This window comes from Selenomonas sp. GACV-9 (genome assembly GCA_900116485.1).
Taxonomy (GTDB): Bacteria; Bacillota; Negativicutes; order Selenomonadales; family Selenomonadaceae; genus Selenomonas_A; species Selenomonas_A ruminantium_G.
The window spans coordinates 501,563-528,561 of record FPAX01000001.1; the positions used below are offsets into that span (position 1 = coordinate 501,563).

Annotated in this window: 29 protein-coding genes; 1 reads left to right on the forward strand and 28 read right to left on the reverse strand. The window is 53.1% G+C overall.

What is annotated here, in order from left to right; translation table 11 throughout:
• Nucleotide 1: 1 nt before the first annotated feature.
• The 6 genes from BM322_RS02360 to BM322_RS02385 form a co-directional block, all read right to left on the reverse strand.
• The gene (locus BM322_RS02360; RefSeq protein ID WP_075428270.1) at nt 2-871 is read right to left on the reverse strand and encodes a histidinol-phosphatase HisJ family protein; all 870 of its coding nucleotides are present in this window, start codon (nt 869-871) and stop codon (nt 2-4) included.
• A gap of 194 nt (nt 872-1,065) precedes the next feature.
• On the reverse strand, nt 1,066-1,458 hold the full coding sequence (gene tsaA / locus BM322_RS02365) for a tRNA (N6-threonylcarbamoyladenosine(37)-N6)-methyltransferase TrmO (protein ID WP_075428271.1): 393 nt from the start codon (nt 1,456-1,458) through the stop codon (nt 1,066-1,068).
• Between the two features lie 349 nt (nt 1,459-1,807).
• A complete protein-coding gene (gene sfsA, locus BM322_RS02370; RefSeq protein WP_075428463.1) occupies nt 1,808-2,488 on the reverse strand; it encodes a DNA/RNA nuclease SfsA in 681 nt (226 codons plus the stop codon).
• 9 nt (nt 2,489-2,497) lie between these two features.
• Entirely contained in the window at nt 2,498-3,130 is a 633-nt protein-coding gene (locus BM322_RS02375; protein ID WP_318254498.1) for a CatA-like O-acetyltransferase, family 2, read from the reverse strand.
• Nucleotides 3,127-3,420: an alpha/beta fold hydrolase gene (locus BM322_RS02380; RefSeq protein ID WP_075428464.1), complete on the reverse strand. Its 294-nt coding sequence runs from the start codon at nt 3,418-3,420 to the stop codon at nt 3,127-3,129. Before BM322_RS02380 ends, BM322_RS02375 begins: the two co-directional genes overlap by 4 nt.
• A gap of 50 nt (nt 3,421-3,470) precedes the next feature.
• Nucleotides 3,471-4,169, reverse strand: a complete 699-nt coding sequence (locus BM322_RS02385) for an MmcQ/YjbR family DNA-binding protein (RefSeq protein WP_075428273.1) — start codon at nt 4,167-4,169, stop codon at nt 3,471-3,473.
• 219 nt (nt 4,170-4,388) lie between these two features.
• Here BM322_RS02385 and BM322_RS02390 point away from each other — a divergent pair, with 219 nt between their 5' ends.
• Complete coding sequence (locus BM322_RS02390) at nt 4,389-5,147, forward strand: DeoR/GlpR family DNA-binding transcription regulator (protein WP_075428274.1); 759 nt, start codon at nt 4,389-4,391, stop codon at nt 5,145-5,147.
• Nucleotides 5,148-5,202: 55 nt separating this feature from the next.
• Here the strand turns inward: BM322_RS02390 and BM322_RS02395 are convergent, their stop codons facing one another.
• The 22 genes from BM322_RS02395 to BM322_RS02500 form a co-directional block, all read right to left on the reverse strand.
• A complete protein-coding gene (locus BM322_RS02395) occupies nt 5,203-5,520 on the reverse strand; it encodes an L-rhamnose mutarotase (RefSeq protein ID WP_075428275.1) in 318 nt (105 codons plus the stop codon).
• 15 nt (nt 5,521-5,535) lie between these two features.
• Nucleotides 5,536-6,879, reverse strand: a complete 1,344-nt coding sequence (locus tag BM322_RS02400; RefSeq protein WP_075428276.1) for an MFS transporter — start codon at nt 6,877-6,879, stop codon at nt 5,536-5,538.
• A 111-nt stretch (nt 6,880-6,990) separates the two neighbouring features.
• Complete coding sequence (gene rhaD / locus BM322_RS02405) at nt 6,991-7,809, reverse strand: rhamnulose-1-phosphate aldolase (protein WP_075428277.1); 819 nt, start codon at nt 7,807-7,809, stop codon at nt 6,991-6,993.
• A 16-nt stretch (nt 7,810-7,825) separates the two neighbouring features.
• Nucleotides 7,826-9,085 carry an L-rhamnose isomerase gene (locus BM322_RS02410; protein WP_075428278.1) on the reverse strand — a complete coding sequence of 420 codons (1,260 nt, stop codon included), beginning with the start codon at nt 9,083-9,085 and terminating at the stop codon, nt 7,826-7,828.
• A 17-nt stretch (nt 9,086-9,102) separates the two neighbouring features.
• Complete coding sequence (gene rhaB / locus BM322_RS02415; protein ID WP_075428279.1) at nt 9,103-10,521, reverse strand: rhamnulokinase; 1,419 nt, start codon at nt 10,519-10,521, stop codon at nt 9,103-9,105.
• 219 nt (nt 10,522-10,740) lie between these two features.
• Entirely contained in the window at nt 10,741-11,094 is a 354-nt protein-coding gene (locus BM322_RS02420) for a VOC family protein (protein ID WP_318254499.1), read from the reverse strand.
• A gap of 88 nt (nt 11,095-11,182) precedes the next feature.
• Complete coding sequence (locus tag BM322_RS02425; RefSeq protein WP_075428280.1) at nt 11,183-11,821, reverse strand: ABC transporter permease; 639 nt, start codon at nt 11,819-11,821, stop codon at nt 11,183-11,185.
• 188 nt (nt 11,822-12,009) lie between these two features.
• Nucleotides 12,010-14,211, reverse strand: a complete 2,202-nt coding sequence (locus BM322_RS02430) for a SpoIIE family protein phosphatase (RefSeq protein WP_075428281.1) — start codon at nt 14,209-14,211, stop codon at nt 12,010-12,012.
• A 263-nt stretch (nt 14,212-14,474) separates the two neighbouring features.
• Complete coding sequence (locus BM322_RS02435) at nt 14,475-15,248, reverse strand: TonB family protein (protein ID WP_075428282.1); 774 nt, start codon at nt 15,246-15,248, stop codon at nt 14,475-14,477.
• A complete protein-coding gene (locus BM322_RS02440) occupies nt 15,238-15,657 on the reverse strand; it encodes a biopolymer transporter ExbD (protein WP_075428283.1) in 420 nt (139 codons plus the stop codon). Before BM322_RS02440 ends, BM322_RS02435 begins: the two co-directional genes overlap by 11 nt.
• Nucleotides 15,654-16,319 carry a MotA/TolQ/ExbB proton channel family protein gene (locus BM322_RS02445; protein WP_075428284.1) on the reverse strand — a complete coding sequence of 222 codons (666 nt, stop codon included), beginning with the start codon at nt 16,317-16,319 and terminating at the stop codon, nt 15,654-15,656. The genes BM322_RS02440 and BM322_RS02445 overlap by 4 nt, the downstream gene beginning before the upstream one ends.
• 25 nt (nt 16,320-16,344) lie before the next feature.
• The gene (locus BM322_RS02450) at nt 16,345-18,267 is read right to left on the reverse strand and encodes a TonB-dependent siderophore receptor (RefSeq protein ID WP_075428285.1); all 1,923 of its coding nucleotides are present in this window, start codon (nt 18,265-18,267) and stop codon (nt 16,345-16,347) included.
• A gap of 38 nt (nt 18,268-18,305) precedes the next feature.
• Nucleotides 18,306-19,280: an ABC transporter substrate-binding protein gene (locus BM322_RS02455; protein ID WP_075428286.1), complete on the reverse strand. Its 975-nt coding sequence runs from the start codon at nt 19,278-19,280 to the stop codon at nt 18,306-18,308.
• Nucleotides 19,277-20,053, reverse strand: a complete 777-nt coding sequence (locus BM322_RS02460; RefSeq protein ID WP_218154593.1) for an ABC transporter ATP-binding protein — start codon at nt 20,051-20,053, stop codon at nt 19,277-19,279. The genes BM322_RS02455 and BM322_RS02460 overlap by 4 nt, the downstream gene beginning before the upstream one ends.
• Nucleotides 20,054-20,064: 11 nt before the next feature.
• Nucleotides 20,065-21,087 carry an iron ABC transporter permease gene (locus tag BM322_RS02465; RefSeq protein WP_318254500.1) on the reverse strand — a complete coding sequence of 341 codons (1,023 nt, stop codon included), beginning with the start codon at nt 21,085-21,087 and terminating at the stop codon, nt 20,065-20,067.
• Between the two features lie 186 nt (nt 21,088-21,273).
• Nucleotides 21,274-21,894 carry a peptidase C39 gene (locus BM322_RS02470; RefSeq protein ID WP_075428288.1) on the reverse strand — a complete coding sequence of 207 codons (621 nt, stop codon included), beginning with the start codon at nt 21,892-21,894 and terminating at the stop codon, nt 21,274-21,276.
• A 149-nt stretch (nt 21,895-22,043) separates the two neighbouring features.
• Nucleotides 22,044-22,781, reverse strand: a complete 738-nt coding sequence (locus BM322_RS02475) for an SDR family NAD(P)-dependent oxidoreductase (protein ID WP_075428289.1) — start codon at nt 22,779-22,781, stop codon at nt 22,044-22,046.
• A gap of 17 nt (nt 22,782-22,798) precedes the next feature.
• Nucleotides 22,799-23,566 carry an amino acid ABC transporter ATP-binding protein gene (locus BM322_RS02480; RefSeq protein WP_075428290.1) on the reverse strand — a complete coding sequence of 256 codons (768 nt, stop codon included), beginning with the start codon at nt 23,564-23,566 and terminating at the stop codon, nt 22,799-22,801.
• A gap of 18 nt (nt 23,567-23,584) precedes the next feature.
• Entirely contained in the window at nt 23,585-24,292 is a 708-nt protein-coding gene (locus tag BM322_RS02485; RefSeq protein WP_075428291.1) for an amino acid ABC transporter permease, read from the reverse strand.
• Nucleotides 24,276-25,064: an amino acid ABC transporter permease gene (locus BM322_RS02490; RefSeq protein ID WP_075428292.1), complete on the reverse strand. Its 789-nt coding sequence runs from the start codon at nt 25,062-25,064 to the stop codon at nt 24,276-24,278. Before BM322_RS02490 ends, BM322_RS02485 begins: the two co-directional genes overlap by 17 nt.
• Before the next feature lie 24 nt (nt 25,065-25,088).
• Complete coding sequence (locus BM322_RS02495) at nt 25,089-25,943, reverse strand: transporter substrate-binding domain-containing protein (protein ID WP_075428293.1); 855 nt, start codon at nt 25,941-25,943, stop codon at nt 25,089-25,091.
• 54 nt (nt 25,944-25,997) lie between these two features.
• Entirely contained in the window at nt 25,998-26,996 is a 999-nt protein-coding gene (locus tag BM322_RS02500; RefSeq protein ID WP_075428294.1) for a uroporphyrinogen decarboxylase family protein, read from the reverse strand.
• Nucleotides 26,997-26,999: the final 3 nt, after the last annotated feature.

Genomic DNA, 26,999 nt, shown 5'->3' on the forward strand with positions numbered 1-26,999 from the left:
TTCACAACAATTTATGCCCCACAGGCTCCATTTTCTTGAATGTATAGATTTCCTTCATGCCAATCTCATCCCGCAGGATGGACCGGGCATCTTCCATATGATCAGCCAGATACTTTGTGGAATGGGCATCAGAGCCAATCGTGATGATTTTCCCTCCCAAATCCTTGTAGAGCCGCAGGATATCCCGGTCAGGCATGGTATCATCAAGGCCATAATGCCAGGAGGAAGTGTTGAGCTCAATGCCCTTGCCATCTGCGATGGCAAGCTTCAGGATTTCCGCCACCATATCCCGGACTGCCGCAAAGAAATATTTCCCCTGCTTGTCATACCGGCTGATAAGGTTCAAGTGTGCCAGCACCGCGTAATGCTTGAAGTTCTTCATCACGTCATACATTTCCTGATAGTACCGCTCGTTGTACTCCTGCTGGCTGCGGCCCTGCTGGAATTCCTGGTTCCAGAATTCCTTGTTCTCCACCTGATGGATGGAGAGCAGCACAAAGTCCAGCTTATCCGCGTATTTCGCAAACAAAGCCTCATACTTGGGAATTGTGCCGACCTGCACGCCGAATTCTAAACCACAACGCAAGTCAATCTCTTCCGCAAAGTCAGTCTTGACCCAGCTGAATTTCGCAAAGTATTGAGGATAATCCACATTGGCCAAGGGCTGCAGTTCCTCTGCCGCCAGACCTATGCCATCGCCGCCGCGGTACTCGATACCACCCTCATCCCAGTCCTTCTTGATGCCATAATCCACGTGATCGGTAAAGCACATTTCCTGCAAGCCCAGAGAAACCGCCCGTTTTGCCTGCTCCTCCATCGGTTCACGGGAATCATCACTGAACTCCGTATGCACATGATAATCTGCCAGCATAAGCATATCCTCCCTCACAAAACCTTTTTTATAGGCATCGAAGACACTACGCCAAGATACAAAAACCTGACTGCCTTATCAACAACCAGTTTTCCCCTTCTGCAATTTTTCCGATTTAATTCCTGTAAAACACGCTTTTTTCTTCGGGCATTATACCGCCACAAATATATTAGCCATGGCATACACTTCCCCGCTTAAAAATCAAACGGTTTTATATCGAATACAGGGGTACCATCCATCATGTCAACACCAGTAAAATATATACGCTGCCCCTCGATTTTCGTTACGGTTACGACAGAAGCTCCAATGGGATTCGGCCGGTATGGCGCATGGGTAGAAAAAATCCCCATCATAGGCCCAACGCCCCGAAACGGCACTTTAAGCTTCACGTCAGGGACTTTATCAAACCAAAACAACACCTCATATTTCTTGCTGGCTTCCATATCAGCCATAGCCTCAGCATATTCCTCCGAGATTTCCATCACAGCTTCCTGGTCAGGATACTCATCCCCACTTTTCGGTGTTTTTTCCCGCGTCTGATAAGGGGACTGTATGTAACCAATCGGCTTGCAAATCAATTCTTTCATTTTATCTCCTCCTATTTTTAACCAAGGATCCATTCCTTGCACTCAAATCGATATTTCTATTCTATCTGCGAATAATTCTAATTGGCAAGCAGCTGCATCAACCAATATCGTCATTTTCCAATTTCAGCCTGCTCCTGTTAATAACGCAGCCCCCTTATACGCAATAAAATTTCTCTTTGTCCTTGATTATACTGCGTTTTTACCAAACGGATGCCCAAAATCGTCTGCACATTGACAAGGGGATCTCCTATAATAGACCACCATGTCTTTCTGACATAGTACATAATACGAGGTAAATTATAGACGAATCACTACTTCCGCAAGATTATTCTCCTTGCAGTACCCATGATCATGCTCCCCACTTGTCACTTATGCGCCCAGCATCAATGGTCAGCGAATCCGGGTGAACCTCACAGCCCAGCATAAGGATTTTAACGCCTGCCGCCTTGGCCTTTTCCAATGCCTCACCGAAGGCTGGATGAGTCTCCATATTTGGCCGTACTTCTTTTACCCTAGGCATCTGAATGACAAAAGCCAAGCCGCACCGATAACCTTCCTGCCTAGCTTTGATTAATTCATGGATATGCTTTACGCCCCGCTCGGTGGGCGCGTCCGGAAAATAGCCCACACCATCGATTTCTAAGGTACAGCCCTTAACCTCCAGCAGGTATTTCTGCCCCTGCCGCTCCATATAGAAATCTATGCGGGAATCCCCGTATTTATACTCTGACTTGATATGGTCAAAGTTCTGCCCTGCCAGCCATTCCTGCACGATTTTGTTGGGTGCCTGACTGTCGATATTTACGAGGCCCAGCTCTTCCTTTTCCACCGCAATCAAATCATAGCGTGTCTTGCGGTTGGGATTATCGGCCTCGGATAAGATTACGTTAACACCGGGCAGAAGCAGTTCCCGGCAGCGGCCCGTGTTCTTTACGTGAACCGTTTCCTCGCTGCCATCCACCTGAACCTTGGCCACGAAGCGATTGGGTCTAGCCAAAAATTTCGCCTGTTTTATATTATGATATTGCATCAATCCAGCTCAACTTTCTCTACCACAATATTGAATTTCCATCTGTAACTGGTCTAAAAATTTTGCCGCATGGCCTCCATCCATTTGCACATGATGAAACTGAAAGGATACCGGTAAAACGGTTTTGAAAAAGCCTTTACGATATTTCCCCCACATAACCATTGGATTTGAGAATTTTTCCGTATACTGATTCACAATACAGTCCAGTTCTGTCTGTATCATGGCTGATGTACCGATAATCATGCAGTCTTCAAGGAAACTGCTTTTGCATTCCTGCGCCGCCTTTTCCGTTAATGTCAAGTAGTCCCGATTGAATTGCTCCAAATCAGCAGAAAAGGGAATGTCGCAAGAGCTAATCCCGCCTTGTTTGTTGGCCACAATAACATTTATCCCCATTTTGTCGAACCGATATAGTTTTCCATCTTCTGGCAATAAGTAAAATTCTTCTATTTTGCTGGCAGCCCTGCCAATGCACCAACACATTAATGCTGTGAATTTTATGCCACTCTTCTTGCTCAGCTTCAACAAGCGACTAACATTTAGCGTCTTAACTAATGTTACCATTGGCATGGGCGACGTCATCCATAAGGAAAAGGCCTCCGCACGAGGGCTTTCCTGTGGCAAAATCTCAGTTTTCATCATTCCTCCTGTATAATATTCCAATCAGTTTTCATCCAATCGTCCAAGAATTTCATCTGTTCTTCCGTATGGAACCAGTGCTCACCATTTTCCATAACAGTCAGCCCTGCCTGATGCTTTTCAGCGAAGTCCTGCATCGTTGCCAATGACGTCAGCTGGTCCTTTTCGCCATACAGAATTTGCGTCGGCACATTCCATTTGATAGGATGGCTCCTGACGTAGCTCAGATATTCCCAGGACAAATCCTCCCCAAATTCGGTATAGATTATCCCTCGCGCTTCCAGCTCTGCCATGTACGTATAATATCTGCATGTTCCCTCTCCATTATTCTTTGTAATATCCATCAACGCCGTTTCTTTGGCCGGGACAATTCGAAACTCTCGTCGATTCTTCGCTGAAGCTCAAACATGGGTATACTTCCATCAAGGCACACTGTATACCAGTATTTTCGGTTCATATGCCAGCCGGGAAAATACCGCTCCCCATCCACCAGGACGGCCACCTGCTCTGCCGTGCCGTGGAGATTCATAATGCGGATGGGCTGACTGCCGCCAAGGCCAATCTTGCTGGGATGAACCTTCATAAAGACCGCATACCATTTCCTGGTCAGATGGGAGCGAATGACCGCCGCATCCATATCATCCTTCCAGGGATATTCGATTTCATCTCCATAGGTATTCTGCACATAACGCAGTAGTTCCTCTACATAAGACCCATGGAAACTGCCATGCTCTCCGCAAGCCTCACCTATGCGGTTAAGCACCGCCTGATAAGCGGTTCTAACCTCTCCCACAAAGGCTCCCTGGGCATTTTCCACCAGATGCAGCACATAGGGCTCCTCTGACTCTGTATCCAGCAGCAATGTTGCTATCGCTCCATTTTCTTGCACCCTGACATACAGCCGAAAACTGCCTGCCAGTAAATCTTCACGGTAGCTATATGTACTGCCATCATGGGTGAAGCCAAAGGACTCCAGCTTATCCAGCATCAGCTTCGGCAATTCTCCTGCTGTCAGGTCATGCCACTCGTCTGTCCGTATCATTAACCACTCATCCTCAATGCTGATCTCATGCCCCTCATTTTTGACATGTCAACTCCTAACGATAGGATACCACTAATCGGCTATAATGAACACCACCTGCGTCACGGAAGCGTAAAAAAACGCTAATCTGTTTTTATGTTGTTTTTATTCCGTTTCCTTGCATACCATTCTGTTATTCGTTATAATATAGGTATAAATCTTTATTATAGGAGTGATTTTATGCTTGGTATTGAACGACGACAGCGAATCGTTGACAAGATAAAACAAGATAAGAAAGTATACGTTTCCGAACTCAGCCGGCTCTTTAAGGTAACAGAAGAAACCATCCGCCGCGATTTGGAAAAGCTGGAAAATGAAAACCTCCTGCGTAGAAGCTATGGGGGTGCCATCCTTAACGAGCAGCAGACCAGCGAGGATATTTCCTTTATGAAGCGCAGCACCATCAACAGCGAAAGCAAGGAAGCCATCGCTCAGAAAGCCCAGGAACTGATAAATGACGGCGATACCATTATGGTGGACTCCAGTACCACCTGCCTGACCTTGCTGCATCATCTGAAGGAACGCCGCAATATTACCATTATAACCAACTCCATCCGTCTGGCCTACGATTTTTCCGCCTCCCCCTTCCGCATTATCTCCACGGGCGGCACTCTGCGGGCCAATTCCATGGCTCTGACCGGCACGGCTACCTGCAATGCCCTGCAGCGCTACTATGCCGACGTAGTCCTCATCAGCTGCAAGGGACTTGATTCCAAACGTGGCGTGATGGAATCCAACGAGGAAGAATCCGCCGTCAAGCAGGTCATGCTGGCCCAGGCGAAGAAATCCCTGCTCCTTGTTGACCAGTCAAAATTCGACAAAACCGCCTTCGTCCAAACCTGCAGCCTTGCCGATATCGATACCATCGTTACCAACACCGCTCCTGAAAAACACTGGCAAAAGGCTCTGACCCAGGCACAGGTCGAACTCATCTGTTAACCTGAACAAAGAAATCCCTAAGATGCAATTTCGCATCTCAGGGATTTTTCTTTGTTTACGCCAGGAAGAATACCTGCTGCATTTTCGGCTGGGCTCCCGTTTCCGGGTCCATTTCCATGACCATGACATCCTTCATGTATTCATTCCATTTGTCCACCACCGAGCTGGCCGCCTGATGCTGTTCAGCATAGGCCACCCCCTTATCACATTCGAAGTAGCCAAAGAGTTCGTTGCCTACATTCCAGATGGTATAGTTGCCAATGCCAGCATCTTTGAGCACCTGCTTGAGTTCTGGCCAGATGTTGTCGTGGCGTTTCTTATACTCGGCAAGTTTCCCCTCTTTAACTGTTGCCTTCCAGGCAAAGCGTTCCATATTTGCCATCTCCCATTATTTATGAACCATAGCATGTTCCGGGCTGGTATCGTCAACCAGCCAGCCGTTTGCGTCAATCTCATCGCCGTAACGGTCACGGGTGATTTCGTCCAAAGTCTTGCCCCGATCATCGCCGCCCCAAAGGGTACCAGCCAACCAGCTGATCACACAGAAGCCAATCATGAGCATTGCAGCAATCTGGAAGCCCAGTGCCTCCATAATCAGGGGAACCGCAAAGCCCCAAATGGCTGCGGAAAATCTCGTAACGAAGAAGGTAAAGCCCTGCGCCGTAGCGCGGTAACGCACGGGAAAGAGTTCGGAGCTCCAAAGCTGATAGAACTGCTGCTGCATGGAGAAGCCCCATACAATGGTAAAGAAGAACAGCATCCAGGTCTGGAGCATTTCACCGGGCAGTGCCCAGACGAACCAGCTGATGACACCCAGGCCGGAGAAAATCGCGTAGACCTTGCGACGATTAAATCTATCTGCCGTGTACATGAAGATAATCGTGGTGAGAATACATACGGCAAAGTTCAACGCTGTCATCCCCAAAGCCATGGAGTTGCTAAGATTGCCTACATGCTCATACACATAAGGCATGAAGAATCCATTGGTGCTGGCAGCCAGATTCCAGAATGCATAAACGCAGACGCACAGTGCCACTGTCTTGAAGCTAGTACCACGCAGGATATCGGCATAGCGGACTTTCTTCTGCTGAATGCCCTTGGCAGCCAATTCAGCCTCCAGCTTTTTAGCCGCAGTCCATTCCGTGGATTCCGGCATCTTCAGACGCTGATACCAGATCCAGGCAGCCACCACGATAAGGTGAGCGAAGATAATCCTGTTGCCCAACAGGCCAAACATCTCATTCATGGGAATGGATGCAGCAAACACTACCACAGGGCCAAGCATCCACGCAATCTGGGCCGAGCCGCAGTGTTTCGCTCGATTCCTCGATGGTGCTTCTTCCGCAATAAATGTCCAGGAAGCAACCACATCAGCACCAACCATCAAACCTACGATAACGTACCCCAACAGGAACATCGGATAATTCGTTGCCAGACAGATGATTGCCACACCAATCATATAGATGAGCAACGCCCAGTTGTACACGAACTTGCGGCCATACTTATCACAGATTTTACCACCGATAAGAGCACCGATAGCTGCACCACCGGTGTTGGAGGACAATGCCGCCAGGAGCCCCATCTGAACACTGCTCATGCCCAGATAGTCCTGCCACATGGTGAGACCTGAAGCTCCAGCCACAATTGAACCTGCATCAATGTAGCTGATAAGACCTGCAATCAAGGTCTTTTTCCAGGCAGACATGTTGTAATCGAGTTTTACGTTAAACATCTTACCTTTCCTTTCACTCTCTTCTTAAACTTGTTAAAGAAATAAATATTGTGATAATTTCCAGTATAAGCCGTGGAAGCCCGTAGGGCTTCCGCCCGCCTATACATAAAATCAATCTATCAGGTCTTTGTTCAAATTGATGTTAAAATCCTCAGCCAAGTCCAGGAAATTTTCCTTGGTGATGGTTTGGCGTTTACCGCCCATGGAGCGAACTTTGACACAGATTTCCGAGGCCTTCTCCACCGTATCCATAAGGCCGAAAGCTTCATCAAAATCATCGCCACAAACAAAGAGTCCATGATGAGCCCAGACCACCACCCGATATTTTTCCATAAGCTTGGTGGTCACATCAGCAATGGCTTTGCCACCTGGCACCATCCAATGAACGACACCTACCCCTTCAGGGAAAATCACGGGGTCTTCCGTTGCCATCTCCCAGAGTTCCCGGGTAAAATCCTTGTCGTTTAAGGGCAAAACAAAAGTCAGCGCAATAAGATTGGTGGGATGGGCGTGGTAGATAATGCGATTGCGTCCCCCCGTCATCTTCTTTTTGAGCTCATGATTGGCCAGATGCGTGGGCAGTTCGCTGGTGGGACGGCCGCCACTCTCCAGCCCCCAGACAATTCCGTAGTTTTCCCCCTTGTCGTCAATCTTAATCAGGGCTGCATTATCTTCGGGAGCCAGCTCCACATTGCGCATGTACTTGCCGCTACCAGTAACCAAGAAATATTCCCCGGCAAGCCCCGGTACCTTATTGCCAATAGGCAGCCATTCCGTTACTTCGTGCAGGCTGTCCTTCACGGCCTCCACCTCAACCTCAGCCACACGGTAGGTCAAATTTCCCCCGTTGCGTTCGTGCCACCCCTTTTTAAAAGCATCCGACGTTAGTCGGATAAAGCCCTCCATAAATTTCGCCTGTTTGATATCCATAAATAAACCTTCCTTCTTACCGGCGTTTAGCCAGTACATTTTCTTCATATGCTTCAACTTTGGCGAACCATTCCCCATCCTGGGGAGCATCACTGCGGCTGCAGTACTCCGCCCACACATCCCCGAAGGGCAGGGTCTTCAGTTCTTCCTGCACCACCATCAACTTGGTGAAATTACCCGTATCCTGCAAGGCTTTGAGTTCCTCCACCGGCTGCAGCATGGCAAAGAGCAGAGCCTTCTGGAAGTTGCGGTAGCCCACAGTCCAGGCCGAAACACGGTTGATGGAAGCGTCAAAGTAATCCAGAGCCATCTTCACCCGGCCACCCAGGCCGCCGCAGCGGACGATTTCCCGGGCGATTTCCTTGGTTTCATCATCGAAGAGCACCACATGGTCGCTGTCCCAACGTACCGGGCGGGTCACATGGAGGGCAATCTCATCAAAGAAGGTGAGAAGTGCGGGAATCTTATCGCTGACCACTTCCGTGGGATGGTAATGGCCGTTATCCATCAGCGGGATGCACTTATCCTTGTTCATGGCGGCATAGGTCAGGGCAAATTCTCCGCTGCCTGCCGTATAGGATTCCACGCCGATGCCAAAGACCTTGCTTTCTACACAAGGCTTGACCTGCTTGAAGTCAAATGGCTCGGCTAAAATGGCATCGATACTTTCCTTATAGCGTTTCCGAGGGCCAAGGCGGTCACCGGGAATGTCTTTGAAGCCATCCCCTGTCCAAATGTTCATGACGCAGGGCTGACCCAGTTCTTTGGCCAGATAAGAGCTGATGCGGATCGAGGCCTTGCCATGATCAATCCAGAACTTGCGGGTTTCCTCATTGGGCGAAGACAAGGTCAGCGGGTCACACTTGGGATGAGAAAAGAATGTGGGGTTAAAATCGCAGCCCAGTCCACGCTCCTTGCAGAACTCCACCCATTTGGCAAAGTGCTTAGGCTCCAGCTTGTCCCTATCTACCCATTCGTCCTTGTCAAAAATCGCATAATTGGCATGGAGGTTCATCTTTGGCTTCCCCGGCACCAGGGAAATCACCTCATCGATATCCGCCATCAGTTCCTCAGGATTACGGGCTCTGCCCGGGTAATTTCCCGTGGTCTGAATGCCGCCGGTTAGGGGTTTATTGGGGTCCGTATCAAAGCCCCGCACATCATCCCCCTGCCAGCAATGCAGTGAAATACTGACATCTTTCAGCTTTGCCAGTACTTTTTCCACATCAATGCCTAAGGTGGCATATTTTTTTGCCGCTTCTTCAAATCTGGACATGATTACGCCTCCATTTATCAAAATACCAATTTGCCTTCCACTTTTTCCATGGCAAAGGACTTGGCTACTACCTGCCGTGCCTCACGCAAATCGGCAAAACATTCATCTCTAAGCATCTGAGCCAACAAGTTCCCGATAGCCGTAGCTTCAACAGGCCCAGCGAAAACTTCCTTGCCCGTTTCTGTGGCCAACAGAGCATTGAGGAACTTATCCTGGCAACCGCCCCCCACCACATGAATACAATCATATTTTTTTCCCGTGACCTCTTCAATTTCTGCCACCGTCTGCGCATAACAGCGAGCCAGACTCATATACACGCAGTAAAGGATTTCCCCCTCCGTTTCCGGCACTTCCTGATTATGCTTGCGACAGTAATCCTTAATGGCTTCAATCATATTGTCCGGTGCTAAGAAGGATTCGTCGTTGACATTAACCACCGAAGTGAAATACCTGCCAATATAGGCCAGCTGATAGAGCTCTTCGAAGGTATATTTGTGCCGGAACTCCCGTCGCAGGGACTGCATCATCCACATACCCATGATGTTTTTCAAGAAACGGTAGCGGTAGTGGTAACCCCCTTCATTGGTGAAGTTGTAGGCCCGGCTCTTCTCCGTACAATCAGGAATCAGGCGTTCAATGCCCATCAGCGACCAGGTTCCGGAACTCAAGTAAATGCTGTCGTCCGTGATGGACGGCACCGCCATTACCGCCGACCCCGTATCATGAGTAGCAGGCAGTACGACCTCAGTTTGGAAACCAACTTCTGCCTCTATCTCCAGGCTTAATTTCCCTACCACCGTCTTAGGCATATTCAGCTCACCAAATATATTGGTAGGAATCCCCAGCTTTTCCAGGAGTTCATAATCCCAATCCCGGGTCTGAGCATTGACCAGCTGCCCCGTGGTGGCGTTGGTGTACTCGTTTTTCTTTATGCCTGTCAGCCGGTAGTTGAGGTATTCAGGGATCATCAGGAAGCTTTCTGCTTCATCCAATAGCTCCGGCGTTTCCTTCTTAATGGCCAACAGCTGATAAATGGAATTGAACAGCTGTTTCTGAATGCCGTTGCGGCTGTAAAGTTCCTCATCGCTGATTACCCGGCGGACTTCCTCGTCCATGCCCTGGGTACGGCTGTCGCGGTAAGCCACCGTGTCCCCAAGGATTTTCCCCTCCTTGTCCAACAGCACGAAATCAACGCCCCAAGTGTCAATGCCGATGCTGGCGGGAATCCTCTCCCGATGCTGACATTCCTTGATTCCTGCCACCACCTCTGCAAAGAGATGCTCGATATCCCAGCACAGATGGCCATTCCGCTTCACCAGCTTATTTTCAAACCGATATAGCTCCTCCAGCCTGATTTTCCCATGTTCCAGCCAGCCCAGGATGTGCCGCCCGGAAGATGCCCCAATATCAATGGCCAGATAGTACGTATTCGCCATTTTGCCAACTCCCCTAAAGAAAACCATGTTGTTTTTGTTTGTTTTCTTTTGTCTTATTTTTGCTTACATGCTCATAATACAACACAATAACAGATAAATCAATAGCAAAAGCAGATATTTTTCTTTTTTTTTTTGTTTTTTTGTTGCCTTGCCGTAAAAAAAGAAGCCCGTCAAAGTTGTACCACCTGACGAGCATCTCGTTGCTTATATTATTTTGGATTATGTCTCAATGGGAAACAGCTCCAATAGCAAGCCATCAGGCAGCTGCACCCATTTTTCCGGCTTTCCCTCCACGGAATGCACGCCCTCATAAGCCAGCATTTTCGCCAGCGTGCCCGTAAAGTCACGCACCCTTATCCCCAAGTGATGGGCCTGACCGCTTGGAACTGTAGCGGGAGCCTCGATGAGCTGAATACCACCATCGAGCCAAACCTGCTGCAATTTGCCATCATTTTCCCGCCGCCGGGTCACGGTCATGCCCAGCACCTCTTCAAAGAACGCCAAGCTCCACTGGATATCGGCTACCGTAACCGCCGCATGATCGATATACGCCTTTTCCTCTGTCATCTGCATACACCATCCTCATATCAATCCGTCGACATAACCTCTCTATGCCTATACTTCGCCACAGAACGATTATTTCCTGTCAGATGGTTCCAATCTATCGCCAAAACCCACGGGTATAGAGGAGGAAAGCCCCAAAGGTCTGGGAAATATCCAGGAAGCCTGCCCCGCGGGCGATGATATCCCGCTGGAAATGGAATTCCCAGGTCAGCGGAAACACATAGCTGATGCCGATGGTGGCAAAGGTAAAGAACATGGCCCCAAAGAATAGCAGGAACCCAAGCGTTTCGCCGTTATCCTTGGAATCCTGGGGATTGAAGAGATTACGGGATGCCAGACTGAGCTGCCCCTGCAGACTGTCATTGCTGCTGCCCACGTCACCGTTGGCCACCGCATTGTCCAGCCCTACGATTTCATTGAGGTCCTCCTTGATGTTGCTGGTAGCCGCAGAACTGGTGTTATCATAGAAAACGCCGAGATTGGCCGCCTCACCGGTATAGCGGGCCTTTTCCAGCCCCGGCGGGAAGTAGACCACTGCCACAGCCTTGTCCTGATAGAACAGCTCCTTGGGATCCTGCGGCGTGTTCAGCACCGCCGTGACCTTCATGAACTCCGAAGCCTCGATATGGTTTATCAATTCGCGCGAATACGCCGAGTTATCCAGATTGATGACAGCGACCTTCGCATCCTTGGCAATGTTGCCACTGAGCAGCACCGGCGTGGAGGGCGAAATCATCTCCCCCTCCTTGGCCAGCACTTTGAGGATCTTGCCATCCTCCGGGGCACGCAGGGTCAGGCGTTCCTTGGCAACCTCCAGCTCCTTCAGCTGGACTTCCAGGGCAGCCTGCTGCTGATCGATGCCGCATTATAACTCTATTATCCAGATCTTGTCGACAGGCAAAGCCTTCCTATGCCTGCCAGCCCTTATTTCCCACAGTACATCAGCCCCAGCATGGTAATATCGTCGGACTGCTCCGCCCCCTCTGCATGGACAGCTATATCGTGTCTGACCGCTGTCAGGATCTCCTGCACATCGGCCTCACGACCGATACGATCCAGCGTCTGCTGCAGGCGTTCCTCTGAGTAGAAGCGCTTCTGCGTGTCCATGGCTTCCGTCACCCCATCGGTATACAGGAAGAGCTTCTCCCCCGGCGCCAGCCGCAGCCTGTGGGCCTCGTAAGCTGCCTCTTCCAGTGCGCCCAGGGCCGGCTGTCCCCGCTCCTCCCGGATATAGCTGTAACGGCCGTCATGGCTGACCAGCGGCGGATTGTGGCCACCATTCACGTAGATGAGCTCACCCGTCGTGAGATCCAGCTGGGCCAGGAAGACGGTGACAAACATCATTTCCTCATTGTCCTGGCAAAGCTCCTGGTTGGCCAGTGTCATGACCGCGGCGAAATCATCGGGGACCCTTGCCATAAGCACCAGATTCTTCAGCGTCGTCTTAGCCCGCATCATGAACAGGGCCGCAGGCACCCCCTTGCCCGATACATCAGCCATCGCCAGCACCAGATGATTCTCGTCCAACATATAGAAGTCATAGAAATCTCCACCCACTTCCTTGGCGGCAAACATGGCCGCATAAAGCTGGATGCTTTTCTTGTCCTGCAGGAATTCCTGCGGCAGGGCGCCCAGCTGGATGTCTCTGGCAACGGAAAGTTCCGTGGCTATGCGCTCCTTCTCGGCCGTGGCTGCGGTGAGATTCTTCATATAGGTCTGCAGCTCATCGGTCATGGCATTGAAACAGACTGCCAGATGCTCGATCTCATCCCCTGTGCGGATCTCCACCTTCTTGCTGAGATTGCCACTGGTAATCTCCCTTACACCATCTGCCAATTCGTGGATAGGTGCCACGAACTGCCGGGAAAGTTTCCTGCCACTGTAAACGAACACCACCAGCAGGACAGCGATGAACACCACCATCAGGAATATGATGAGCGACATCTTCTGCTGCATGAGGGAGGTTTTCTCTTTGGTGACCTGGGCAATGTCGGCCTTGTTCTGCAGCGCCGGAGCGATGACATCGTCAGCGGCAAAGGCAGCCGCAAAGCTCCAGCCCGTGCTTTCGATAGGCGCAAAGGCGATGTAGTAATCCTTGCCATCCACCTGCGTCTGCCGCACGCCATTCCCTCCGGCCACCATCTCCCGGATGGTCAGCGCCAGCGTCGCATTATCCGACTGCCGGAGGTCGTTCTGGATATTCACCTCCAGTTCCCGCTCCTTCCCAGCAGCGTTCTCCTGGGAAGACAGGATGACGTATCCCCGGTTGTCCGTCACGAAGCAGAAGCCCTCATCGTGCAGGTTGGTTTCCTTCAGGATATGGCGCAGATTGTCCAGCGAGGTCTGCATGCAGGCCACGCCAGCCAGCCTGCCATCCGTCCCATAATAAGGCACCGAGCAGAACATCCCCAGCTTCTTGTTGAACATGAACCGCCTGACCGGGGTAAAAACCAGACCATCCTTGCCAGCTGCCCGCTTGTACCAGTCGCTGCCGACTGCATCATAGTGCGGCTTGGGGATATCTGACTTATCCTCGGCCAGCACCCGTGGGGCATCCACAGACAAGGTGAAGTTATCCTTGGCGGTGATGAATACCGATTCGGCCATGTCATTGCTCTCTATCGTCCGGGCCAGCAGATCCCCGATATTGGCCATCATGGAGATATGCTTCTGATAAGCCTCCGGCGAAACCTCCGGCCCATACTGGAGATAAAGATACAGGCTGCGGTAATTGGCAGGCGTCGGGATATTCACCTCCTGTGACAGGAACCGCTGCGGATAGCGCTCGATTTCTTCAGCCTCCCTGGCCACGCCCTGCACACTCCGGGAAATGTCCAGCATCCTGTGATTGATGATAGCCGCATTGTCCTGGGCAATGTGTACCAGTTCTTCCTGCCGCTGGCTTATCAGCAGTCTCGAACTGTTCTCATAGGAATTCTCCCCCAGGCTCTCCCCCATATCCTGTGCCTGCCTGAGCGCAAAGCTCATGCCATAGAGTGCGATCCCTCCTAAAATGAGCACTGCCGCCAGATTGCTTCCCAGTACGATGCGTACCATTTTATCCAGGATGTTCCTGCGGTTCTTCCGCATGAACCGATACAACAGTTTTTCCAAAAAATTTCTCATACTCGCAGCTCCCCTTTTAAGAGACAGATCTTCCAGCAAGCAAATGTCCAGTTCCTGCTGCGCGGACGAGTCCTCGTCTTCAAGCAGCGGAAACAGCTGCGCTGACGCCGCCTGCACAAAAAAGGACTGTCATATGCCTTTCCCAACATACAACAGTCCTCATTCTTATCCCTCACTATGTTCATGGGGCAGGCGTCCTATCCTTCTGCTTGGCAACGGAATCGTCAACGATTTCTGTTGTTTAATTCGCCAAGCTGGACGCATTATCCTGCTCCATCCAAACGGAATTGCACGGTCTGTCCGACCGCACAGCGCACGGGGTCGCCATAGCTGTTGCGCGCCGCTGCGAAGCGATAGCGGTAAGCAGCCGCCACGGCAGCAGCATCCATCTCCTCGTACCCCGAAGACGATGTCACCGCCGCGCTTTCCACACTGCCGTCCCGGCCAACGACCACGCGCACGCGCACCGCCCCCTCTATCCCTTGCCGGCGCAGGCCCTCCGGATATGCAGGCGCCGCACCAGCGACAAGCTGCGGCGGCACAGCGGGGCGCCCGGCAGCGGCATCATCCCTGTCGCCACTGCCCGCTCCCGTTTCCTGGCCTTCTCCTATCCCAGTCCCTTCCTTGCTTCCCTTTTCTTGCCCTGCCATTCCGCTGCCAGTCTGGCTGGATTCCTTGCCCTTCTCTCCACTGCCGCTTTCCTGCCGGGCAGCCTGCGTGCTCTCCGCTTTCGCTGCGGCCTTCTCTTCGACCGCGCGTACCACGGCAGCGGACTGATCCAATACCGCCTCCTCCACGGTGACGGCCATAGCATCGCCAGCCGCAGGCTCCGCATTTCCACCGCTTTCAGCTCCCGCAGCCTCAGCGCCGCCGGCTGCTGCCGTCTCCAGCTCGTAGAGCGTGACATCCAGCACCTTATCGGGATCTGACGACAGCTTGGCAAACAGGCCCGTCAAAGCTACCACGGCAAACAACAGCAGATGGACCGCCACAGAAATGCCCCAGGCTATGGCCTTATGCCTTCTGTTACTCTCCATGGGTGCCTCCCGGCTCAGCCGCCAGCCCGAACCGGGCAATCCCCGCGCCGCGCAGCTTATCCAGCAGGGCGACCACCAGACCATAGTCGATATTCTGGTCAGCCCGTACCACAACGGCAAAGCGCGGATTGCGCTTGTATTCCTGCTTGGCCCGCTCCAGCAGATCCTGCTCGGCCACCGGCTCATCTTCGAGCCACAACGAGCCATCCTGCTTCAGCGTGACCAGATAGTTCACATTCATCTGCGTCTCTGCATGCTGTGCCTTTGGCATCTCGACATCGACGGTCTTCAGATTGACCATGTACAGTGTACTCATCATGAAAAACACCAACAGGAAAAACATGATGTCAATCATCGGAATGATCATGACTTCAGGCTGCGAACCGGCCCGTCTATCCCTGAGCCTCATAATGCGCCGCCTTTCAGCACATAGCTGCCATCCTGGACATCCTCCGCAGCCGCCAGCAGCTCCGCCCGATGCTCCTCAACCAGCGAGCAACAGAGCTCCATGTCCGTGACGATGTTTTCCACCCGCTGGGTAAAATACGCATGGACGGTCAGAGCGGCGATCGCCACGCAGAGCCCCATGGCCGTAGCGATGAGCGCCTCACCGACACCGCCGGTGATAGCCGTCGCCTGACCCGCCGTGACATTGAACACACTGAAGGACGAAATCATGCCGCTGATGGTTCCCAGCAGCCCCAAAAGCGGTGCCATCGTCACGATGACACTGAGATAATAGAGCCGCTGGCGGAACCTGGACAGCTCGATTCCCGTCTGCAGTTCCATATGATGCGCAGCCTGCGCATCGCTTGGCTTATGCATGGCAGTCCACAGTATGGATGCCAGTGCGCCGGAGGCCGCCTTGGCAAGGCTGGCCGCCTCGCCGAAACGGCCAGACGCCATTTCCTGGCTGAACCGGCGCGCAAACTCCCGGCCGGAATCTGCCTGCCGGTAGTAAAGGGCGCGTTCCACGCCGATTGCTGCCACCAGCAGCGAGCAAAGCACGAGCACATACATGACCGCGCCGCCCTTCTGGAAGAATTCTATTCCCGTTGCAATATATTCCATATACAAACCTCACAATCCATCATCATCAAAACGCATGCTGAATACCAAAGACCACGCTGCGCCCCGGCGCCATGTAATAGCCCGCACTTGCCGCAATGGACTCGTAGCTTGCATTGGTCAGGTTATAGCCCTTGAGATACAGTTTCGTAGCCGCCGAGCACCGGTAGTTGACGACCATATCCAGCGTCGTGTACTGGCTGTCCAGGAACGCATTCGCCCCGACCACGCGGCCAGACACATGCTGCAGGGTCGCCTCGGCATCCCATTTGTCCTGCTGGTATCCCAATCCCAGCAGATAGCGGTTGGGCTGGTTATTCTTGCGATACAGGTTATTCCAGGTCGTACCGCTTTCCTCCACCTGGGCGTAGGCATAGCCAAGGCCCAGCGCCCACTGCGGCGAGAAGCGATGACGCAGGTTGATGTCCAGGCCACGCCGCGTCTCATCGGCAACATTGTAATACCGCGTCTTGTCGGTATAGATCCAGTCCAGAGCATCGTCCACCTTGCTGTAATACATGCTGAGATTCAGATCCGTAGCCGCCGACAGTTTCGACTTGACGCCGACCGTCACCGTCTCCGATTTCTCCTGCTTGAGATTCGGATTCCCCTCCCAATACAGGGTGTTGGCATAGCGCATCTTCAAGGTAGGATTGTTGACGGCCTGCCCCCAGGAAATGTAGGCATTCGTTGCCTGCGAGAGCTCCTTGTTCAAGCCGATATGCGAAGTGAAATCCGCACCGAAATCGCTGTGGTTCTCCCACCGGGTGCCGAAATTCAGCAGCCAGCCCTTATCAAACTGCCAGTTGTCTTCCATATATAAAGAAGTCGTTGCCGCCGAACGGTCAAGGCTACCATCATTCTCCTCCTGGATATTCTCATGATTGTAGGACACACCGCTGATGAGCGTATTCTTATCGCCAAGCCGCCAGTTCTTCTGATACTCTGCGCCCAGCGCCCGCAGATCGTCTGTATAGGCAGCGCTCATGCGGCCATCGATCGTTTCCTGATTCTGATAGATGCGCAGGAAATCCTGCGGTGCGTTCTCCCAGCGCGGTGCCCAGGTATACGTCAGCGCCAGCGAACGGACCGTCTCCTCCGTCCGGGCATTCCGGTATACAGGCACTGCCGTATTGGGGTCGGCCACATAGATGGCCGAGCTCTTATTGGCATCGGTGTTCTCAAACGCAAAGCTCAGCAGATCGCCATTCTTGAATTTCTTGTCCAGCGTCAGCGCCTCACTGGTGCGGTTCATCCCCGTGTCGGGGATGGTCAGGCTGCCACGATCCGGGGAATTGTACTCGATATCCCCGCGTACCTCGCGGCTCGCGGACAGCGCGTAGGTGACATTGTCGTCGCCACCTTCCACCCGCAGGGCACCGCGGAACTGCCCCTGCGTGCCGGCCTCACTGCGCACCTTCAGATGCTGCCCCGGCTCGGGACGCTTCGTGATGATATTGATGGCGCCGCCCATGGCTGCATTGCCATAAAGGGAGGAGTTCGGGCCATGCACCACTTCGATTCGCTCGATGTCGTCAATCTGGAACGAATCAAGATCGACAAGGCCCGTATTCACGCCACTGATCAGCGGCCCATGGTTCCAGTTGGTACGGCGTCCATTCACCATCAGCAGCACGCGGCTGTCGCCATTGAGTTCGACATAGCTGCCCGTCGTATTCGTCTTGACGTTGACGCCCTTATCCCGCAGGGCATCCGTCACCGTCGCGAAATTCCCCTTCGCAATCTCCTCAGCCGTCACCACCGTGACATCTGCCGCCACGGCCTTCTCCCGCACCTTCATGCGATTGGCCGTCACCACATAATCATCGAGCGAGAATTCCTCCAGCGGGGCATCTGCAGCCTGCTCAGCTGCCGCATAATTTGCTCCGCCCAGCGAAATGGCTCCACAGATCAATGCCGCCAGCAATTTTTTCTCCGAATACTTTTTCATACAGTTCCTAAATCCTTTCTGCAAATCGTAGAAGATTTTTATCTATTTCTAATTCTGCCTGTCACCAGGCGATTTAGCGCATCAATTGCACGGCCATTGCCGCTGTTCACCTCTGCAAACGGGATGACGATGACATGTCCCTGCTGCACCGCCCGCAGCCGCTTAAGATCCGGATTCGCGTTGACCAGACCAAGCGCGTCTTCCTCGCTGAGGTCGCTGCCATCCTTTCCTGGCAGCGAGACATAGACCAGATAATCCGGATCATAAGCCAATATCCGCTCGGGGCCGACCATGGAAGTCTTGCGGCGCACCAGATTCGCAAAGCCAGCCTTTGCGAGCACATCGTCGATCAGATAGCTGGCATCGTAGAGCGAATACGTCGAGCGGCCATGATCCTGCAGGACCACAGCGGTTGCCACCGGCAAGTCCGCTACCTGGCTCATCGCCCTTTCTTCTTGGCGGCGGCATGAGGCGATATACGCCTCCGCGCGCTGCTCGACGCCAAACATCTGCCCCAGATCCCGCAGGAACGGATAGACCGCATCCTCCAGCGTCAGCGAGCGGCCCGGCAGCGTCGCCGGCACGATATACGCACCGATTCCCCGCGCCTGCCAGGTCTGTGCTGCCCCCAGCTCCTGTGACGAGAAATTATGCGCCCAGCCGATGATGAGATCCGGCTGCAGGGCGAATACCTCCTCCTGGGCCGGCACAAAGGCAGCTCTCACCTTGGGAAGCTCCGCAAAGCGGGCTGCCAGCTCCGGCGGCTCACTGCCATAGGCCCCGACGGTCTGCAGGATATGTTCATCAAGCCCCAGCTCCAGCATGGCCTCCGCTGCCCCAGGATATAAGATGAGCACGCGCTGCGGCACACCATGCAGCACCGTCCGGCGGGCATAGCCATTTGCGTCAAAATTCTGAATCACCTGGCCAGCCGCTGCCTGCTCACCGTCCCGGCCGCAGCCGACGAAGAACACGCTGAGGCCTGTCAATAAAACCAGCAGGTACCTCCTCATATCACCACGGCCTCCCGGCCAAATACGATGACAGGCCGCTCTGCCTGCCCACGGAGCACTTCGCAGGTCACCCCATATACCTGCCGCACGAGCTCTGGTGTCAATATCTCCCGCGGCTCTCCCGCGGCAGTAAGCCGCCCGCCCTTCAGAACATATAAACGCTGGCAGTACATAGCCGCCAGATTCAGATCATGCAGCACCGCCAGGACACCGATGCCCAGGCCGGCCGCCAGCTCCAGCAGCTGCATCTGGTAGCGGATATCCAAATGGTTCGTCGGTTCATCCAGCAGCAGGAAGCGCGGCTCCTGCGCCAACGCCCGGGCCATCACCACCCGCTGCTGCTCCCCGCCCGACAAGGACTGGAAGCGGCGGCTGGCCATACCGGCCATGCCAACCAGCTGCAGGGCCCGCTCAACCGCCGCCTTGTCCTGCCGGGTTATCCTGCCGCCATGGCGCTGCTGGGGAATCCGCCCCATCATCACCATATCGTAAACCGAAAAGTCAAAGGCCACCGTATGGAACTGGCCCACGACAGCCATCTGCTGTGCCGACACCGCCAGCGGCATATCCGCCAGCCGCCGCCCCAGCAGGACAATTTCGCCCCGTTCCGGCCGCAGGACGCGATACACATGCTTGAGCAGTGTCGATTTCCCACTGCCATTAGGACCGATGATGCCCACAAACTCACCGCGCTTCACCGACAGCGAAATATCCTGCAAGATTTTCCTGCCCCGCAGCGAAAACGAGAGATCTCTTACTTCTAAATCCAGCATATACGCCCCTTTCAGCAACGCAGTCCACCTTCAGCACGGAAGAGCAGCCGCATGAAAAGCGGCGCTCCCACCAAGGCGGTCACAATCCCGATCGGCAGTTCTCCGCTCGGCAGCAATACACGGCACAGCATATCGGCCAGCATCAGGAAAACCGCCCCGGCAAGCATTACCCCGGGCAGCACCCGGCGATGATCGGCTCCCAGGAGCATCCGCACGCCATGGGGGACGATAAGACCGACAAAGCCGAAGATCCCGCAGGCCGAGACAATGATCCCGGTCAGCAATGCCGTGAGTGCCAGATATCTACGGCGCTCACGCGCCAGATCTACGCCCAAGGTCATTGCTGTCTCCTCCCCGAGCAGCATCGCATTGAGCTCACGCAGACGCAGGGCAAAGAACCCCCCGGCTGCCAATACCGCCACGCCTGGCAGCCACAGGTTATCCCAGCGCGCGCCTGCCAGCGATCCCATCGTCCAGAAAGCTGCACTGCGCATCCCTTCCGCATCGTTCGCCAGATACACTACCAGATTGGCCAGCGCCGAAAACAAGGCACTCACCACAGCACCAGCCAGGATCAGCCGCACCGCCGAAGCACTTCGTTCCCGGCCAGCCAGCAGCACCACAAAGGCAGTCGCTGCCACCGCTCCGGCAAAGGCACCGGCAGGCACGCCCATGCCCACCAGCACAGCACTTCCGCCCAGCATGATGACCATGACAGCTCCCAGCGAGGCCCCCGAGGCTACCCCCAGGATATACGGCTCAGCCAGCGGATTCTGTACCAGCGCCTGCATGACCATGCCACAAAGTGCCAGCCCGGCTCCCGCCAATGCCGCCAGCATGACCCGCGGCATTCTCAATTCCCAGATGATATCGTAATGCCCCTGAGGAACCGCTGCCTCCACTGGCAGCCCTATGGTCCCAGCCAGCACCGACACTGTCTCTGACCAGGGAATCGCCACAACCCCCACCGAGACAGCAAGCCCCGCAGTGAAAATCACCCCAGCAATCCCCACAGTCCAATATAACCAACGCAAATCATTCATATCCTTTCTGTTTATGTCTCCACAGTAATGATTATCATTATATATTGATAATGATAATCTGTCAATTATAGAAACAACAAAAACAGCGGCCAGGAAAAATCATGTACGTAACCAACTACACGTTTTTTCTGACCGCTGCTCAGTCATCTGCTTATGTTGTTTTTCTCCTCTGTGCCATCAGATGAAGTACTCGATGGTCTTCTCGGCGGTAAGCTTCGTATTCTGGTTGAAGAACAGCACCGCCTCACGCTCCTCGGCAGGGCCCAGTGCATATAACCCCTGTTCTTCACGGTTGAAATACGCAAAGGGCACGATACGGTTGTAGGCTTTCGGATGTGCTTCCGTGGATTCGATTGACTTGTCAGCCAGCGCCTGCTCCAGCAGATACGGGTCGAACAAATAGATCCGCTCTCCGTCTACGCCTGTCAGCAGCACATAGTGGTCGCCATCCAGATTCAAGCGCACCACAGCTGCCCCTTGACGCCGCAAGGCATCGACGACGAGGCTGTTTTCGCCCATATATACGTCTTTTCCTGCCAGGTACCGGCTCTCAATCGGCAGCACACCAGTCTTGCCCACGCCATCGAGCCAATTCGAGAGAAACATCATTGCCATGCGCGAGGTTCCCCGCTGGCCGAGCACACCGCCACGTTCATAGCAGTCCAAGGAGTACAGCATGATGTTACGGATAAGCTCTGGTGATATCTCCTCCCGCTCGAACAGAAAGCTTAACGCATTCAGCAGAGACGTCGGGCCGCAATCGTATTCAGAAATCTGATAGCGCAACGGATTTTTCATAAAACAGACCCTTTCTTATAGCCACGGAACCCCCTGACCTTTTTTCAATCGCAATGATACAATCTCCATCTTACCCATAGCCTCTGCCAGTGTCAATAGCTGGACAAAAAACCGGGCCTATTCCTCGCTGCCCGGTTCTTAAGATATGTTCATTTCATAAAAAGGCCACCATTGACATCAAGGGTAGTTCCTGTGATGCAACGGGACTCTTCCGATACCAGGAAATATACCGCGCTCGCAATATCCTCAGGTTCTGCCATACGCCCCAGTGGGATGATTGACTCGTCCACAGCCATCGCTTCGGTCATCTGCGTGCGCACGAATCCTGGCGCTACCGCATTCACATTGATCTGATACGGTGCCAGCTCCCTTGCCAGCGATTTGGTAAGGCCAATCACTGCCGCCTTGCTGCCTACATAATCAGCAGCCGTGGCAATACCGCCCACCTCCGCTGCCAGCGAGGCCACATGGACAATCTTGCCGCTTTTCTGTTTCTTCAGCCACGGTATGATTTGACGGGTCAAATGGATCACGCCATATAGATTGACCCCAAGCGTCGCCGCCCAGTCAGCATCGGAGACTTCCGTGAAACTCTTGCTGAGCTGACAGATACCAGCATTATTCACGAGGATATCGAGCGAGTCATATTGCTCCGCTACCGCGGCGAACCAGTCATTGACCGCCGCCTCATCGGCAACGTCTACAGCAAAGCCACGGACAGCGTCTGGATAAAGGCGGTTGATTTCTGCCTCCACCTGCCGGTTTTCCCTTTCATTGCGGCCCAGGAACAATACTTTACTTCCCTCGCGGGCCAACCGTTCCACGATGGCCCGGCCAATGCCGCGATTTCCCCCGCTTACCAGTGCGGTCTTTCCTGACAAACTCATAACAAAGCCTTCTTCCCTTAAATTCGCACAGCCGGATCTTCATATGTTTCCGGTAGTATCCGCTTGAGGAATTTCTTGGTCCTTTCCTGCTGCGGATTCGTAAAGAACTCTTCACTCGTTCCCTCTTCCACGACCACACCATCAGCCATGAAAATGACATGCGACGCTACATCACGGGCAAATTTCATCTCGTGCGTGACCACTATCATGGTCATGCCTTCCTCAGCCAGGCTCCGCATGACCTGCAGCACCTCGCCGACAAGCTCCGGGTCAAGGGCTGAAGTCGGCTCATCGAAAAGGACCACATCCGGGCGAACCGCAATCGCCCGCGCGATTCCCACGCGCTGCTGCTGTCCGCCGGAAAGCTGGGCCGGATAGTAATCCGCCCGCTCGGCTAAACCGACCTTGCGCAAGGCGCGCAGGCCGATTTCCCGCGCTTCATCCTTCCCCATGCCACGACCTGCCGTGAGCCCCAGTGTCACATTCTCTAGCGCCGTCTTATTGGCAAAGAGATTGTAATTCTGGAACACAAAAGCCGTCTTCTTGCGCACTCCAGCAATCTCTTTGGAGGACGCTTTTGACAAGTCAAGTTTTACCCCATCAAGCTCCATGCTCCCCGCATCAGCCTGCTCAAGGAAATTGAGACAGCGAAGAAACGTCGTTTTGCCCGAGCCAGAAGGCCCCAGGATAACGACCACATCGCCGCGGTCCAGATCCATATTCACATCACGAAGGACTGTATTATCTTGAAAGGATTTACGTACACCACGAATCTGCATCAACATGCAACCACCCACTTTCTATCATGCATTCCCGCGGAATGCTCCCAAACGACGCTCAGCAAAATGGTACGACCACTGGACAAGCGTGCAAAGTACCAGATACACCAGAAATACATCCAGATACGCTTCGATATAGTTATACCCATACGAAGCTGCGATCTTGCCCAATGCCATGACATCCTTGACCGTCATCAGGAAGGCAAGCGATGTTCCCTTTATCAGATTGACCGTGATATTGCAGATAGCTGGCAGAGCCACCACCAGTGCCTGCGGAATGATCACGCGCAAATATGTCTGGACTTCCGAAAGGCCTATCGACAGGCCTGCTTCAATCTGGCCCTTCGGTATACTCAGCAGTGCCGAGCGAAAGACCTCCGTCAGCAGGGCTGTCGTATTTAAAGCAAATACAACCACTGCATACCAGAACGGATCGATTGTCTCAAAAATGTTGATGCTGCTACCAGCCGCTTTGAGCACCGCATGGATAAGGCTCGGCAACAGACTGTATAGCAGCAGGATCTGCAGGATGATTGGCGTACCGCGCACAAAGGAAACATAAAGCGCCGCCAGCCGGCTGCTCGAGGAGTTCCCCCGAATCCTCAAGACTGCCAGATAGAAGGCCGGCAGGAAGGCCAGCAGCAGAGACAGCGCCGTCAAGGACAAGGTCACACCTACCCCCTTCCAGACTTCGCCAAAGGTCCTGGCCATGAACTCATAATCCAATTCCATGCGCTTCCCCTCCTTTCAGCCACTCTTTCCAACCATTCTTCTCTTTCCCCGTCGCGTCTTTGCTGCGGATAGCCAGCGTCTGCCCCTTATCCAGACGTGTTTCCAGCCAGTCAAAGACTCGTTCCAGCAGCAAAGTCATCCCCCAATAGATCAGCATGCAGGCTGTGTAGACCTCAATACCATAGGCCCCGAAATTCTGAGCAATGATAAGATTCCCCTGTCCTATCATGTCAATCAAACCAATGGTATAAGCCAGCGCCCCTTCCTTCAACAGATTGATGGTCGAGTTGGCAAAGTTCGGCAGGGCAACCACGGCCGCCTGAGGCAGCATAACCAGGAAAAAGGCCTTTATCGGCGGGATGCCGATGCTCACCGCAGCCTCGTACTGTCCCTGTGGTACAGCCAGATATGCTGACCGGAACACCTCCGATATATAGGCGCCAAACAGTAGCACAAATGTGAGAATAGCAAATACCGCCCGATTCATCTGATTGATATTATATGAGAACAGTGCATCCATCAGTTGAGGCAGCCCATAGAACACGATGAACAGCAGGACGATGGACGGTGTGCACCGCATGACATAAGTGTACCCCTGCGCCAGCCAGCGCAATCCGCGCGTGCCGCCTATTTTCGCCCAGGCCAGCAGCATCCCCAGCAGCGATCCCCCTATGATACTGCCAGCGCCTACCAGCAGCGTTACATCAAGATATTCCAGCAGATTCGGCATGACTGTAAAAATCATGGCCGGATCAAAAGCTCTGGTATCCATGGCAACCCCTTCTTTCTGTCTCGATTATTTCAGATAGGAAGACAAGCTTTCCCCGAAATACTTCTGCTCCAACTCAGCAATCTTGCCTTCACTGCGCAGCTCCTCAATGGCCTTATCGTATTCATCGGCAAACTGCTGCTCATTCTTGTTGAAAATTGGATACGTCGGAATGCCCTTATAACGGATATACGTCAGCTTATCGTCGAACTGATGATACGGTGCATCCTCTTTCTGGATGTTGTTCTTATAGCTGAGCTCTACCTCCAGATAGCCATCGTAGCGGCCTTCCATTACCCAGCTATAGGCATCGGCAATCTGGAAAGCCTCCGACGAGACGAGCTTGATGGGCTTCTCCTGATGCTCTTTGTTGTACGAATCGATGACCATGTAGCGTGCATCCTGCGGCGCAATCGGTACGAGCTTGCCGCTGAACTGTGCAAAGGACGGCAAGTCCTTGATCTCATTGGCCGTATCTTTGCGGATGACCAGTCCAATTACGCTGGCACCGATATTGTTTTTCGGGAATACATATTTTTTCTTGCGCGCATCCGTAATCCAAATGCCCTTCGTCCCCACGTTATACTTGCCAGACTCCACACCGATGAGCAGATCATCATCGGACGTCGGTACGAATTTGAATTCATACTGTGGCAGTTTCTTGGCCACTTCCTTCATGACAGCGACCTCAAAGCCATCGGATTCGCCCTGTTCATTGACATAATCATACGGTACATAATAATTGGTATGCGCCACGGTGATGACCTTCTTGCCATCGGCCGGTTTCTCTGCCGCTTTATTGCCGCCGCAGCCAGCTGCCACCGTGAGCACACCTGCCAAAAGACCTGCCGTAATGAGTTTCCCTATCTTGCGAATATTCATCATGAATTCCTCCTAATAAAAATCTATCATCCTACCCACAGCATCTATACGTCTTCAGACAGCGGCCTCGCGCACCCATTCAAGATGTTGCCAGTCAATATCTCTCGGCACCGTGCAGTCAGCTCCGAGGATAAAGCCGCGGCGGCCAGCCTTGGCGATGAGCCGGCGCGTTTCCTGCTGGATTTCCTCTTTACTGCCACTGTAGAGCACATCAGAAGTAAGGTTGCCAAATCCGCCGATGACCGTGCGTCCGTCGAAGATCTGCTGGCCTTCTTCCAATGATACATGCTCAACGGAAACCGCCCAGTTGACGGCTTTGACCTCGTAGTCCTCATACCACTCGAGGCGGTTGTGGTGACCGGCATAGCCGCAGACATGCAGGATATTGTAGTCACTGACGCTGTTCGCTGCCGCCAGGATCTTCTTCTCGCCCGGTGCCAGCACATCCTCGTAGATTTCACGGGTAATGCCATCGCCGAGCAGGTTCTGCACGCTGAAATAGATACCTGTAACATGTGCCTCCGTGATTAGCCGTTTGGCCAATTTCGCCAAATCGGAAGAGATCACATCGAAGGCCTCACGGACCGTTTCTTTGTCTTCGCGGATAAAGGAAACGAGTTTCTCTTCGCCCTTCTCCCAATGGGACTGCATGAAACGAAATGTTGTGTTGGCACCAAAGACATTGTAGAACAATGCAATCTCATTACCGTAGCGCTGCACCAGCTGCCGCGCATACTCAATCTGCCGGGTGAACCAGGGATCATCCTCTGCCAGCGGTTGCAGATCCTTGAGGTCTTCTACACGCTGAGCCGCCGCAACCTGTGGATGATTGTAATGGAAGAAACCATCCGTCATGATCTTGACGTAATCGGGCCGGAACGAATCGATATACTCAATCTGTTTTGCCAGTACTTTCTGACTCAGTTCTGGATGAGCAAAGGCATCCGAACCAATCTCATCATCAAGAAAGTGAAACCAGAATCCTGACGGGATCCGTTCCACGCCTTTTCCATCTAAAGCATCGAGTACCAGTTGTTTTCTGTTGATTGTCATAAA